Source organism: Streptomyces sp. NBC_01241 (assembly GCF_041435435.1).
GTDB lineage: Bacteria > Actinomycetota > Actinomycetes > Streptomycetales > Streptomycetaceae > Streptomyces.
Genome location: NZ_CP108494.1, coordinates 3,535,296 through 3,548,332, shown reverse-complemented (window position 1 = coordinate 3,548,332; position 13,037 = coordinate 3,535,296). Strand labels below are relative to the sequence as shown.

The window sequence follows — 13,037 nt, the reverse complement described above, 5'->3', positions numbered from 1 at the left end:
ACGTACTTCGTGTGCTTGAGCGTGGAAACGATCGCGGACATTCGAAAACCCCCTGCCTCGTTCATAACTGAGCCTCCACCGGTCAGGAGAGGCAGGACGATACTCAATGGCGCAATATTCTCCTGTCAAGGAGTCATCAGACGATCGACCTCCCGTCGCTAAACATGCAATCGGCCCGTTTTTACTGCGAGTTCCCGCCACATGGAGCGCACCCAGCCTCCCCGCCGCGTCGCCCGACGAGGCAACGACCAGCGCCGATGACGTCGGCGCGGTGAACACCGACACGATCGCCCCCCCCCACGGCGGGCGCCGAGCGCCTCCGTAACGCCCTGGTCGAGTAGCTCCGCGCTGACGGAAACGCCCGTACGCCCGCCGTCGAGACCGCCTTGCGGACCGTGCCGCGTCACGTGTTCGTTCCCGACGCGCACCACTTCCGCCACGCTGACGAGGAGGGCGGCTTCTGGTACATCGAGGCCGTGCCCGATCGCGGAGGGCTGATCGTCATCAAGCGAGCAGAGATCACCCGTGACTCCCCGCTGGATCTGGCGCGGTGGTGGCTCGAGCTTCAGTCGCGCGCAAACCACAGGTAACTGCCTGGGGTGGCCGCGCGTTGCTCCAGCATCGCTGCGGGTTCGTCCAGCGCTGCGAACTGACCCTCATCACCGCATCTTTGCCTCAGACCGCGGATCTCCTGGAGGGCGGCGGCAGACCGCTGCTCGTTCATCAACGTATTCCCGTACGGATCGACGCCGAGACCTCCCGGTTATTCCAAGGAGCTGGAGGGAGCCGAGTGCATCGGCCAACGTGTCACCGTGTCCGTAAGAGCTCCGCAGGAGTGCATTCCCGGGACACTTGCCGGTGTTCCCTGCTATTCCCCGTCCATGATTGCTCGATCGGGCGCGCAGGTGGCATGTGTGGCTCTTTGACGTGTGCCCAGTGCCCTGGCGTCCCCAAGTCCGCCCTGCGTATAGCCTTATGTGATGAATATTGATCTTGTCGACTGGGCGTCGATCGCGGCCGACGGCTTCCCCTTCCCCGAGGGCGTCCCGGCTTCTCGGCTCGCCGCCGAGCTGTCGGCCATGCTGGTATCTGCGGATCCTGAGATCCGCGACGACTACGCTTATACCGGCGTTGCGCAATGGATTAAGGAAGGGCATTTCGATGAGGTCCTCCAGGCGCTCGGCGACACCGCCGCCACCCGATTCAGCCACCCCGAGGTACAGGCCCGAACCTTCGCACCGCTGGTTCTGTGCTCCGTTCTGACGCGGGGCAACGCCGTCCCCGGCCTTGTGCCGAAGGAGGCTGTTGAGCGCTGGTTTGCCCGATTCTCGACCTGGTATCTGGCCGAGAATCGGGCACACGCGGCTGGGACGACTCCCTGGGGTGGCTGCACGCCGTCGCGCACGGCGCCGACGCTGCTGCTGCGTTCGCGAAGGCCCTGCCTGACCGCCGCACCGAACTGCTTGAACTGTGTGCCCGCAGGATGACGGCCAAGCAGACCGACTACCGCTACAGCCAGTTGGAGGATGCGCGGCTTGCCCGTGCGCTCACGCGCATTCTCCAGGCCCCTGGTCTGAAGCAGGAAGAGGCCACCGGCTGGCTGACCGTGGTGGTGGCAGCCCTGGACGGTATAGACCCCGGGCCGGCCCCGGTCTGGGCATTCAACACTTTTGCCACCCTCCAGTCCCTTCACCTGCACCTGACTCGTGGCCTTGCCGACGAAGGCATCCCGCCGCACGCCGATGCGGTTGCCATCCACGCTTGCGATCTCCTTCGCGTGCCCTACCGCTGGCTCGCCTGACACGGGGCAGCTCCAGCATCAGCACAGATCGTTCCAGGCTGTGTGAGGCCTTCGACGTGATTGCACTCGCTCCAGGCAGGGACGATCCCAAGGGGCGGCGCCGACGGGCTGTTCCGCTGCCGGCTAGGTGCATCGCGCCCCTTCACTGGCACAGGATGCGCCAGGTCGATGCCAAGGCTCGCGCAGGGGAGTCGGGGCAAGAAGGCGGGCATGTCTTCGTCACTCGGACCGGTCGCCCGGTCGAGCCGCGGAACGTCTACCGCTCCTTCACTCGCGTCGCCGAATCCGCCGGCCTCCGGATGATCCGCCTGCACGATTTGCCCGGCACGGCTGCGCCACGATCCTCACCGCGGCTGGGGTGGCTCCTCGCGTCGTGATGGAGATCCTCGGGCACAGCCGGATCAGCCATCACCATGGACGTCTGCACGCACGTAGTCCAGGACACCCAGCGCGAAGCCATCAGCCACATGGACAGGCTGCTCAAAAGGCGGCCCGGCCGTGGGTGACCGCCGTCGTTGATGCCAGACGTGGATGTCGAAGGCCCCGGACTCGAGATCGGTCCGGGGCGTTTGCACTGGTGCCCCAGGCAGGATCAAGGCCATCAGGCCGGTGGTCAGAGATCACCCGTTCGCCACCGGCCGATGGATGCCGGGCCCGGAGACCCTCACGATGGCGAAGAGGGCTGCGCCTGTACAAGGGCCAGGCATGCCGGCTTCCAGTCAGCCGACATGGGCAGTCCGCTCCGGATCATCCGTCTCTCTCCCCGGAGGCCGCAGTGGGACACGCCGTCGGTGATGTGCTGGGCCTGGCCGCAGGTGTCGCAGTCAGCCCCCTTCCGATCGTGGCGATCATCCTCATCCTGGCCACCCCGCAGGGGCGCCTGGGCGGACTGCTGTTCGCTCTCGGCTGGGTGCTAGGGCTCGCAGCGCTCGGCGCGATCATGCTGGCTGTCGGTGGCACAGGCGGAGCCTCGGCCCACAAGCACCCAGCCACTTGGGTCGGAGCCCTCAAGCTCGCCCTGGGCGCACTCCTTGCCCTCTTCGGCGCCCGTCAATGGCAGCGCCGCCCCCAAGACGCCTCCCGGGCGCAGCTCCCGAAGTGGATGGCAGCGATCGACCGCTTCACTCCCGTCAAGATCCTCGGTCTAGGGCTGTTGCTTTCGGCGGCCAATCTCAAAAACGCGCCCCTGACCATCGCCGCGGGCGCCTCGATCAGCTCTGCCGGGCTCCCCGTGCCACAGCAGATCGGAACGCTCGCGATTTTCGTGGTCGTCGCCTCCCTCGGAGTGCTCGCACCACTTGCCGTCTACCTGACCATGGGCGAACGTGCCAGAAGCATCCTCGGCAACTGGCGAGACTGGGCCGCGCAGCACAACGTCGCCGTCATGGCCGTCCTGTTCTTCGTGCTCGGTCTCAAGCTCCTGGGCGACGGCATCAGCATCCTCGCCACGTGAGATCGTCGCGCTAACCGTCGAACGTCGCGCTAACCGTCGCCCTGCTCGATGTGCAGATGGATCGGCCCGCGCAGAACGGGGCTGCGCCGGTACGGTGGCGGGTCGGCGACCAGCCTGGGCCGGTCGAGGCGGCGTACCAGCTCGGTCAGTGCGATGTGGGTTTCCCTTCGGGCCAGCGGGCCGCCGAAGCACAGGTGAATGCCGCTGCCGAAGCCGAGGTGCTGGTTGTCACGCCGATCGGGGTCGAAGCGGTCGGGATCGTGGAAGCGGTCCGGATCGCGGTTGCCCGAGGCCAGCATCAGCATGATCTGCGAGCCCTTGGGGATCACGGTGTCGGCGACAGCGATGTCGCTGTACGCCGCCCGCCAGGGAATGATGTGCACGGGCGGCTCGTATCGCAGCAGTTCCTCGACCAGGGGTATGACGAGGCCCGGTTCGTCGCGCAGGCGCTGGAGCACCTGCGGGTGACGCAGCAGCGTCAGCATGCCGTTGGTGATGAGGTTGACGGTGGTCTCATGGCCGGCGATCAGCAGCAGGTTGGCGGTGCTGACGATTTCCTCGTCGGTCATCCGCCCGTCGGGCCCGTCGTCGTTGGCCAGCCGTGACAGCAGGTCGTCGCCCGGCCGGCCGTGGCGTTGCTCCAGCAGCCCGCCGAGGTACTGGCGCAAGTCCTTGCGGGCCTGCACGCCGTTGTCCAGTTTTTCCCTCGGATCGGTCTTGGGGTCGTAGTCGATCGAGTTGATGATGTCGTTCACCCACAGACGGAACCGCGGTTCGTCCTCGCGGGGCACGCCGAGCAGGCGGCAGATCACGGTGACGGGGAACGGGTAGGCGAAGTCGTCGACGACGTCGATCTGCTCCTTGCCCGCAAAGTCGTCGATCAGGTCGCTGACGGTGGCGGTCAGGGCGGGTTCCATGCCGGTCACCAGCCCCGGGGTGTGCGGGGGGCCGAAATGGCGCATCGCCATCCGCCGCAGGCGGTCGTGCTCGGGCGGGTCGAGGTTGATGAACGCCGGCGTGGTCTGCTCCTCGGCTCCGGCCGTCGGATGCGAGAGATTGCGGGTGTCCGAGCTCAGGTGCGGGTTGTGCAGGATGTCCGTGATCTCGCGATAGGTGCTGATGACGTAGCTGCCGTCCTCCTGCCGGGCCACCGGTGTCCTGCGCAGCTCGGCGTACAGCGGATACGGGTCGGCCCGGGAGGAGTGGTCGAGGACCCGGCGCAGCAGGTCGGGCGTCTTGGTCGTGGTCATCTCGTGTCCCTCCTACCGGTGCTGGCGCGCGGCCGTGACGCGTCGCTCGCCCGGATCGTGGCCGGTGACGACGACGGTGGCGCCCTGGGCGAGCAGAACGGGCCCGGGGAAGTCGACGGGCACCGGTTTCATGTCGGCGGGCCGGTCGGGCGTGGGACAGGGAGGCGGGAAGGGTGCGGCCGTCTCGATGAGCGTTCGGTAGTGGTCCAGCCACTTCGCGTTGTTGAAGCTCACTGCCGCGGTGACGCGGCCCCGGTAGCCGTATGCGGCGACGAAGCGGTGGTCGGGCACCGACCCCTGGGTGACGACCACCTCGTCGGCGAAGGTCGGCACGCCGACGGACTTGATGTTGACGCCGAACTGGATCGACCAGAACAGCGGGATGGACAGATGGGGCCAGCGATCCGCCTGGGAGCTGACCATGTTGTGCGCCGCGACCTCGGCCTGCTCCACTGCGTTGGCCCAGTGCTCCAGCGAGATGAGCCGGTACTCGTAGATCGGGTTCGGGCAGCGTGCCACGTCTCCGGCGACGAAGACATCGTCGGTGACGAGGCCGTTGAGGTCGAGGGCGCGACAGCCCGTGTCGCAGGCGATTCCCCAGACACCCGCCGCCAGTCCCGAGCCTTGCAGCCACTCGGTGTTGCGGATGCCCCCGAGTGCCACCACCGCCACGTCGGCGTCGATCGTGGTGCCGTCGTCGAAGTGAGCGCGGCGAAGCCGTCCCTGCGCGTCGCCCTCCAGTCGCGTCACCTTGACACCGCAGCGCAGATCTACACCGTGAGCGCGCTGCATGTCCGCCGCAACCTCACCGATCATGGCGCCGAGGGCCCCGACCAGCGGGGCCGGCGCGAGTTCGGCGACGGTCACCGGGATGTCCCGTTCGCGGCAGACCGAGGCGATCTCGGAGCCGGTGAATCCCGCACCGATGACCAGGACGCGGGAGGGGCCAGCGGCGAGGGCTCGCTTCAGGCCCTCGGCGTGTTCGCGCGTACGCACGACAAAGACCCCGTCCAGAGCCGCCTCGCTCTCGACGAACCAAGGCCGGGCCCGGACCCCGGTGGAGATCAACACCCGGTCGAAGGGGACGTCGCGTCCGTCGGCGAGACGCACGTGGTTGGTCCCCAGGTCCAGCCCGTCGGCAGGCACACCCAGCAGCCACTCCGCATCGATGTCACGACGTCGCGGCAGTTTGGTGCTTTCGGCCGGCACCCATCCGGTCAGCACCTGCTTGGACAGGGGCGGCCGGTCGTAGGGCTCGCCCAGCTCGTCGCCGATCATGGTCAGCGATCCGGTGAAACCCTCGTCGCGCAGCGCCTCCGCGGCCCGCAGGCCCGCCAGCGACGCCCCGACAACCACGATGCGGCCATCGCGCTTGAACGCGTGCAGATTGTCGGCGCTGGTCATGACGGCGACGCCTCCGCCGGTGCGTCCGGTCCCTCCAGCCGGTCGACCAGAATCGCTTGGACCGGGCAGGCCGCCGCGGCGCGCAGCACCTGGTCGCGCTGGGCGTCGTCGGCGTTCGGGTCGTACATCAGCGCTTCCTCGCCGTGCATCCGGAACGCGTCCGGAGCCAGGAAGGCGCACTGCGCATACCCTTCACATCGGGAAAGATCAACGACAACTCTCATCCCGACCTCCACAGGGACTACAAGCTGCGGGCCCGGAAGCCGGCGCCACTCGGTGCGCAAGGAGCGCAAGGAGCGCAAGGAGCGTAAGGAGCGCAAGGAGCACACGGCGCGAGAAAAGGCATGTAACCGTTGCCCAGCTCCGCGGACGCGAGGAGATGCACCGCGCTCGTCGGGTCGCCGCAGAAGGTTGGTTATCGCCTGCAAGGCGACTGGCGGGTAGAACCGCCCAGAGATACTCCACCTTCCTGTCAAACAGCGTATCCCGCGCGTACTTTGCCCGCACTCCGGGAAAGGCTGCGCTGCCGATCGGCTCCTGCAGTCCCATGTCTCCGAGGCCCGGTCGCGTTCGACTGATCGGCGCAATCTGTCCGTGCCCGGCGTGTGGCCCGGGCTTTCGGATGATTCGGTGTCGACAGGAGCCGACCTGACTCGCATGCGGTCGTGAGGTCAGCCAGTCGAGGAGGAGAACCGGCGTGAGCGTGACTCAGGGAACCCCGCAGGGCGTCATTCCCTCGCATCTGCTGAAGGGCCAGAAGGCACTCGTCACCGGCGCGAACTCCGGCATCGGCAAGGCGACGGCCATCGGCCTGGGGCGCGCCGGAGCCGACGTGGTCGTGAACTACGTCGCCGGGCGCGAGGAGGCCGAGCAGGTGGTCGGGGAGATCTCCGGGTTCGGCGTGCGCGCGAAGGCGTACGAGGCCGATGTGTCCCAGGAGGACCAGGTCGTCGCGATGATCGAACGGATGGTGCAGGAGTTCGGAACCATCGACATCCTCGTGGCCAACGCCGGGCTGCAGCGCGACGCTCCGTTCACCGAGATGACGACGGCCCAGTGGCAGAAGGTGCTGGACGTCAACCTCACCGGCCAGTTCCTGTGCGCCCGGGAGGCGACGAAGGAGTTCTTGAGGAGGGGAGTCGTCCCCGAGGTGTCGCGAGCGGCCGGGAAGATCATCTGCATGAGCTCGGTGCACCAACTCATCCCTTGGGCCGGCCACGTCAACTACGCGGCCTCCAAGGGCGGCGTGCAGATGATGATGGAGACGCTCGCCCAGGAGCTCGCGCCCCACAGGATCAGGGTCAACGCAATTGCTCCGGGAGCCATCAGGACTCCCATCAATCGCAGCGCCTGGAACACCCCCGACGCCGAGAAGGACCTGTTGCAGCTGATTCCCTACGGGCGCGTCGGCGATCCGGAGGACATCGCCCACGCGGCCGTCGGGCTCGCCTCGGACCTCATGGACTACGTGGTGGGCACCACTCTCTACGTGGACGGCGGCATGACCCTCTTCCCCGGCTTCGCCACCGGCGGCTGAACCGCTACGGCGGCCTTCGAGAGAGGGCAGGCGCGGCCTTCGTTCTCAGTCCCGCTGTTGATCGAGGGCGTTGTCCAGGGTGGCGGCGGCCATGATCAGGGACAGATGCGTGAAAGCCTGCGGGAAATTGCCCAGCTGCTCGCCACTGGGTCCGATCTCCTCAGCGAACAGGCCGACGTGGTTGGCGTAGGTCTGCATCTTCTCGAAGGCATAGCGCGCCGGACGAATCCGCCCGGCGCGGGCAAGAGCGTCCACATAGAGGAAGGTGCAGAGACTGAACGTGCCTTCGGAGCCCCGCAGACCGTCCGGGGAGGCCGCAGGGTCGTAGCGGTAGACGAGGCTGTCCGATATCAGGGTGCGTTCCATCGCGTCCAGGGTCGACAGCCAGCTGACCGTTCTGGGCGCCAGGAACCCGACGCGCGGAATGAGCAGCAACGAAGCGTCGAGGACATCGCTTCCGTAGTGCTGGACGAGGGCCTGCTCCGTCTCGTTCCAGCCCCGCTCCATCACCTGTTCGAGGATCGCGTCGCGAGCCGTGGTCCAACGAGGAGCGTCGGCGGGACGGCTGTGCTCTCTCGCCAGGCGCAGCCCCCGGTCGAAGGCCACCCACGCCATCACCCGGCTGAAGGTGAAGTCCTGGCGCCCACCACGGGTCTCCCAGACGCCTGCGTCGGGGCGATCCCAGGAATCGGCGAGCCAGTCCAGCGTCCGCGCGAGGTTCTTCCAGCCGTGGTAGCTGCCTCCCACGGCGATCTCACGCCCCTCCGACAAGGCATAGAGCGCCTCGCCGTAGATGTCCAGCTGCAGTTGATCGGCTGCTGCGTTCCCGGCCCGCACCGGGTACGAACCCCGATAGCCCTCGAAGTGCGAGAGAACCTCTTCCGGCAGCTCGGGGTCCCCGTCGACGCGGTACATGATCTGCAGCGGCTCGCCATCGACGCCCTCCCGGTCCTGGAGGCGGTCGCTCAGCCAGCGCGTGAACTGCGCCGCCTCCTCGGCGAACCCCAGGTCGAGCAGGGCACGCACGGACAGGGAGCCGTCACGGACCCAGGTGTAGCGGTAGTCCCAGTTGCGTTCACCCCCGATCTGCTCGGGCAGGCCCATGGTAGGGGCGGCGACGGGAGCACCTGTGGGTGCGTAGGTGAGCAGCTTGAGCGTGATGGCCGAGCGGTGCACCACCCCCGGCCACCGGCCGCGATACCGGGAGGAGCGCACCCAGCGCTGCCAGAATTCCACCACGTCCCAGAACTGCTCCATCGCCGAGTCCGGGGTGACCGGCGGCGGAGGGTCACCATCGGGTCCGCCGACGGTGAACACCGCTGCGGCCACCTCACCCGGCCTCAAGGTCACCGCACCCCGCACGTCCCTGCCGTCCTGCTGCAGGGGGAAGGTGCTCTGCAGAAAGGCGGTGACGTTCGGTGCATGGAACGTGGCGGTACCGTCCTGCAAGTCGAGATGGTGGGTGGCCCGGCTGTAGTCGAAGCGCGGACGGCACTCCAAAGTGAAGCGCACCGTTCCGCGCACCGCCCGCACTCCGCGTATCAGCAGGTGCCTGTCCGTCGGGGTGCCGGTGCGATCCGGCGGCATGCAGTCGAATACCTCGCCGACCCCGTCCGGCGACATGAACCGCGTAACCAGGACTGCGGTGTCGGGGTAGTAGAGCTGCTTGCAGGTGGTGGTCCGGCTTTCCGGCGCGAAGAGGAAGTAGCCGCCGCGGTCGTGGTCGAGCAGGGCGGCGAAGACGCTGGGCGAGTCGAACCGGGGAGCCGCGAACCAGTCGACGACCCCCTGGGACGACACCAGAGCAGCGGTCTGCAGGTCGCCGACGAGGCCGTGGTCGGCAATGGGCGGGTAACGGTCCATGACCATCTCGCTTCCCTGATGCCCCTGATGCCCCTGATCCCACTGTCCGCCCTGTGCGACGAGGCTGCCATGGGACGCGGCACGAGGGGCGGGCGGTGCGACGGCAGGCGTCAGGAGGCGACCGTTCGGACGGATCACCTGCTTGCCCAGCCGGCGGCAAGGCGCAGGACGCGCTCCGGGAAGCGGTCAAGTCCGCGTCAGTCTGCCGACGTTGCCGTCCGAGATTGCCGTCACCGCAGCTTGTAGACAGCTTGTGTGCCGGCACGGCACCAGGCCCGAGTTGCGCCGTGTTGCCGGAGGTTGAGTGGTGCGTGGGCAGCTGCCAGGTTGGCCAAAGTGGACAGCTCGATTTCCCACACCTTGGTGAGGTGGGCGAGACGGGTCGCGGCCCGCAGTATGCCGTCTGCTTCGACCTCCGCCTCCGTGTACCGCCTCTGTTCGACGAGGGCCGCCACGCGGTTTGCCCGAGGCACCGGATCCCGGGCAACCGAATCCGCCGAAACTGTGGTCTGGAGGGCGAGGGAGGGTGCTTGATGCAGGCCAAACAAGAGGCCGAGTTCCAAGAATTCGTCAGAGCGCGGTGGTCCCATCTCGTACGGACCGCGTATCTGCTCACGGGCGACGTGCACTACGCCGAAGACCTGACTCAGACGGCGCTGACCAAGGCGTACCGCTCATGGCGGCGCGTCTCGCGCAGCGACAGCCCGGATGCGTACGTCCGGCGGATACTGGTCAACTGCAACAGCGACCGGTTCCGCAAGCGGCGGGTTGCGGAGGCTCTGACCGCGGCGCCGCCGGAGGTGGCCGGGCGCGACGAGGCCGTCTCGTGGGCCGACGAGCGCAGCGCCCTGCTCGCGGCGCTGGCCGGACTGCCGCCAAAGCAGCGGGCGGTGGTCGTCATGCGCTACTGGGAGGACCTGTCCGAGGCCGAGGTCGCCGAGGTGCTCGGCTGCTCGCCCGGCACGGTCAAGAGCCAGGCGTCCAAGGCGCTGGCGAAGTTGCGTACGTATCCGGGGCTCGCGCAGGTCGTGGACGAACCTGTCCGCAGCCGAGTGTCGTCCGGGCAGGAAGGCAGCAAGTGAACGAGGAACAGAAGCAGCAGGGGACGGGAACCAGCGGGGACTTCGAGGAGCAGCTGCGCGAGCTGCTCGCCGAGGACGCGAACACGATCCGGCCCGCGCCGGGACCGTATCCGGCGATCCGCCGCCGGGGCACGGTCGAGCGGCGACGCCGGGTGGCGGCGACCGGGGCGGCCCTGGTGACGCTGGCGGCGATGCCCGTGGGGGCGTACGCGCTGGCCGACGGGGATGCGGGTGGGAACACGGTGGCATCGACACCGCCGGTCAGCGCCACACCGCGGACGTCAGCGACGCCGACACCGACGCCGTCCGCCTCGCCGGCGAGGCCCGCGCGGCCGGCCACGGAGGACCAGCTCCTCGACGGGATCACCTTCGGGCAGGCCGTCGACGGGCTGAAGAAGTGCCTCGCATATGACCAGTCGCACACACGTGGCCCGGCCGACTTCAGCACGGACTTGGGCGCGGCCGAGGAGTACCGGATCATCCTGGCGATGAAAAGCACCGGCGACTCCAACGTGATCGGCGATGGCATGTACGTCGTCGCGGTGAAGGAGCAACCGAAGCAGACCCGACTGATCTGCAACGTGAAGGACGGCGAGGCGAACGGCCTCAACGCCAGCGTAGGCTCCGACGATGTGCCGGGCGCCGGCCCCGTGATGGCCGACATCAACGGCGGCAAGCTCTACCAGCAGTCGGTCCTCGACCGCGGCAACTGGAAGCTACCGTTCAGGTGGGGTGTCATCGGCACCGTCGAGCCGTCAGTGGCCCGGGTGACCGTCTCCTACGGCGGCGCCACCAGCCAGGCCGCCCTGGACCACGGCTGGTTCGTCGTCTCTGGTGTCCTGAACCAGCAGGTCACCGCGGCCCCGCGCATCAAGGGTTATGACGCCGACAGCAAGCTGGTCTACGACTCCGACAAGGACAAGAACTACGAGAAGCGGTTGCCGTAGCGCCACCCGGCCAGGGCGCCACACAGGGGGTGGCGCCCCGGATTTCGGTCAGCGGTGCGGCACGAGGGCCCTTCTGGCCGCCGGTGCAGATGTGGCAATCCACACCGAGCCAGAAGGCCCCGCTGCGAGCCGCTGAGGTTCAGGGCCTCGATGATGCGGCGAAACGTCGTGGGGGTGACTCCGTGGGCTCGGGCTTCGGCTCGAACTGGTCGAGCTGGGTCCAGACCGCGGCCGACCGACCGCACCCGTGAGCGGAACGGGTCGGTGATGCGGCTGCACATCCTGTCCACCTTCGGGGCTGGAACGGTGGCTGACGTGACGACTGCTCGCGTACGGAGCCGGCGCGGCAAGCTGCTCACGGCCGGCATCGGCGCGCCGACGGTCGTCAAGGCGTACCAGCTCATCCGTTTCTGCTCGCGGATCACCGTGCGCCGTCCAGAGCACCCGACATGAGCCGGCGGACCACCTCGGTCAGCAGATCGGTGCCCGCGCTGATGTCCTGGTCGTTCGTGAACTCGCCCTCGTTGTGGGAGATTCCCTCGATGCTGGGCACGAACAGCATGATCGAGGGCGCGACATCCTTCATGTTCACCGAGTCGTGTCCCGCGATGGTCATCATGGTCTGGTGGCTGAGCCCCAGTTCGTCGGCCGCTTGTGCTGCGAGCTCGACCCCGGCCGCCGGGAACGGCGCCACGCCCCAACCGTGTGTCTGAACCTGCTCGATGGTGACCGACGCACGTTCCTCGATGCCGGGGATCGACTCGGCCAGCTTCTTGGCCGCCGAGTCGAGAAACGCTTCGTCGGGCGAACGCAGATCGACGTGCATGCGCACCTCGCGCGCGACCACCACGGGAGAATTGGGCTCGATGGTCATCTCGCTCACCGAGGTGTGCAACGGGATGTCCATGCTCTGCTCGGCCAGTTCGCGCACCGCCACGACGAGGAGTGAGGCACCGAACAGGGCGTCGCGTCGGTCCGCCATGATCGCCGATCCGGTATGCGACTGCTCGCCGCGAACCACGACCTGGTACTTGCGTGCCGCCCAGGTGGCATCCACCAGGCCGATCGTGATCCCCTTGTTCTCCAGGTCGCGGCCCTGCTCGATGTGGATCTCGGCGTACGCTGCCACGTCCGGCCCGGCGTAGTCGCCGATCGTTCCGATCTCGCGGAGAGCGGCTTCGACCGTGATGCCCGCAGGATCGGTCGTCGTGAGGGCGGTCCGGACCGGCAGCTTCCCCGTGAACACCGAGCTCCCCATCATGCTCGGCTTGAACCGGGATCCTTCCTCGTTGAACCAGTTGACCACGGCCACGTTGTACTTCGGTGCGGCGTCCGAGACGCCGTACCGTTCCACGGCCCGGTGCGCGGCGTGGGCCGAGGCCAGGACGCCGTACGCACCGTCGTAGCGACCACCGAGCGGCTGGCTGTCCAGGTGTGAGCCGGTGAGGACGTACGGGGCTCCGGGTGTGACGGTGAAGAGACCGAACTGGTTGCCGACACCGTCGTAGCGCACTTCGGCGCCGCGGGCGGTGAGCCACCGGTGGAGCCAGGCACGCTGTTCTGCGTCGGCGGGGGTGGCAGCCTGTCGGTCGACCCCACCGCCGGGTGTGGCACCGAACGCCGAGAGAGTCGCGAAGTCCTCCAGCAGGGTGACGTCGTGTGCGGTCGGAGCCGTGGAAGAGGTGGCGGGGTTGCTCATG

Annotated in this window: 13 protein-coding genes and 2 pseudogenes; 10 read left to right on the top strand and 5 right to left on the bottom strand. The window is 67.9% G+C overall.

What is annotated here, in order from left to right; genetic code table 11:
• Nucleotides 1-226: 226 nt before the first annotated feature.
• The 6 genes and pseudogenes from OG306_RS15595 to OG306_RS15570 all read left to right on the top strand — a co-directional run.
• A pseudogene (locus tag OG306_RS15595) lies at nucleotides 227-425 on the top strand (hypothetical protein); the annotation flags it as partial.
• Nucleotides 408-590, top strand: coding sequence for a hypothetical protein (locus OG306_RS15590; RefSeq protein WP_266752741.1), 183 nt, complete (start codon nucleotides 408-410; stop codon nucleotides 588-590). The pseudogene OG306_RS15595 and the gene OG306_RS15590, both read left to right, overlap by 18 nt.
• 390 nt (nucleotides 591-980) lie before the next feature.
• Complete coding sequence (locus OG306_RS15585; protein WP_371665395.1) at nucleotides 981-1,487, top strand: hypothetical protein; 507 nt, start codon at nucleotides 981-983, stop codon at nucleotides 1,485-1,487.
• Nucleotides 1,379-1,801 (top strand): DUF2785 domain-containing protein, encoded by a 423-nt coding sequence (locus OG306_RS15580; protein WP_371666245.1) that lies wholly within the window; start codon nucleotides 1,379-1,381, stop codon nucleotides 1,799-1,801. Before OG306_RS15585 ends, OG306_RS15580 begins: the two co-directional genes overlap by 109 nt.
• Before the next feature lie 80 nt (nucleotides 1,802-1,881).
• Nucleotides 1,882-2,307: pseudogene (locus OG306_RS15575) on the top strand (tyrosine-type recombinase/integrase); the annotation flags it as partial.
• Between the two features lie 269 nt (nucleotides 2,308-2,576).
• The gene (locus OG306_RS15570) at nucleotides 2,577-3,254 is read left to right on the top strand and encodes a GAP family protein (RefSeq protein ID WP_327259119.1); all 678 of its coding nucleotides are present in this window, start codon (nucleotides 2,577-2,579) and stop codon (nucleotides 3,252-3,254) included.
• A 29-nt stretch (nucleotides 3,255-3,283) separates the two neighbouring features.
• On the opposite strand, the gene OG306_RS15565 is transcribed toward OG306_RS15570, so the two are convergent.
• The 3 genes from OG306_RS15565 to OG306_RS15555 are packed head-to-tail and all read right to left on the bottom strand — an operon-like array spanning nucleotide 3,284 to nucleotide 6,132.
• A complete protein-coding gene (locus OG306_RS15565; protein WP_327259120.1) occupies nucleotides 3,284-4,504 on the bottom strand; it encodes a cytochrome P450 in 1,221 nt (406 codons plus the stop codon).
• Between the two features lie 12 nt (nucleotides 4,505-4,516).
• Complete coding sequence (locus OG306_RS15560; protein ID WP_266746763.1) at nucleotides 4,517-5,908, bottom strand: NAD(P)/FAD-dependent oxidoreductase; 1,392 nt, start codon at nucleotides 5,906-5,908, stop codon at nucleotides 4,517-4,519.
• Complete coding sequence (locus tag OG306_RS15555; RefSeq protein ID WP_266746762.1) at nucleotides 5,905-6,132, bottom strand: ferredoxin; 228 nt, start codon at nucleotides 6,130-6,132, stop codon at nucleotides 5,905-5,907. The genes OG306_RS15560 and OG306_RS15555 overlap by 4 nt, the downstream gene beginning before the upstream one ends.
• Nucleotides 6,133-6,605: 473 nt before the next feature.
• Between OG306_RS15555 and OG306_RS15550 the strand changes: the two genes are divergently transcribed.
• The gene (locus OG306_RS15550; protein WP_266746761.1) at nucleotides 6,606-7,445 is read left to right on the top strand and encodes an SDR family oxidoreductase; all 840 of its coding nucleotides are present in this window, start codon (nucleotides 6,606-6,608) and stop codon (nucleotides 7,443-7,445) included.
• 45 nt (nucleotides 7,446-7,490) lie between these two features.
• Here the strand turns inward: OG306_RS15550 and OG306_RS15545 are convergent, their stop codons facing one another.
• Nucleotides 7,491-9,308 carry a glycoside hydrolase family 15 protein gene (locus tag OG306_RS15545; protein ID WP_266906339.1) on the bottom strand — a complete coding sequence of 606 codons (1,818 nt, stop codon included), beginning with the start codon at nucleotides 9,306-9,308 and terminating at the stop codon, nucleotides 7,491-7,493.
• Nucleotides 9,309-9,841: 533 nt separating this feature from the next.
• Here OG306_RS15545 and OG306_RS15540 point away from each other — a divergent pair.
• The 3 genes from OG306_RS15540 to OG306_RS15530 all read left to right on the top strand — a co-directional run bounded on the left by OG306_RS15540 (nucleotide 9,842) and on the right by OG306_RS15530 (nucleotide 11,790).
• Nucleotides 9,842-10,390, top strand: a complete 549-nt coding sequence (locus OG306_RS15540; protein ID WP_266746758.1) for a SigE family RNA polymerase sigma factor — start codon at nucleotides 9,842-9,844, stop codon at nucleotides 10,388-10,390.
• Nucleotides 10,387-11,337 carry a hypothetical protein gene (locus OG306_RS15535; protein WP_371665394.1) on the top strand — a complete coding sequence of 317 codons (951 nt, stop codon included), beginning with the start codon at nucleotides 10,387-10,389 and terminating at the stop codon, nucleotides 11,335-11,337. The genes OG306_RS15540 and OG306_RS15535 overlap by 4 nt, the downstream gene beginning before the upstream one ends.
• Before the next feature lie 315 nt (nucleotides 11,338-11,652).
• The gene (locus OG306_RS15530; protein WP_371665393.1) at nucleotides 11,653-11,790 is read left to right on the top strand and encodes a hypothetical protein; all 138 of its coding nucleotides are present in this window, start codon (nucleotides 11,653-11,655) and stop codon (nucleotides 11,788-11,790) included.
• Here the strand turns inward: OG306_RS15530 and OG306_RS15525 are convergent.
• Complete coding sequence (locus OG306_RS15525; RefSeq protein ID WP_371665392.1) at nucleotides 11,759-13,036, bottom strand: M20 family metallo-hydrolase; 1,278 nt, start codon at nucleotides 13,034-13,036, stop codon at nucleotides 11,759-11,761. The genes OG306_RS15530 and OG306_RS15525 overlap by 32 nt on opposite strands.
• Nucleotide 13,037 lies beyond the last annotated feature (1 nt).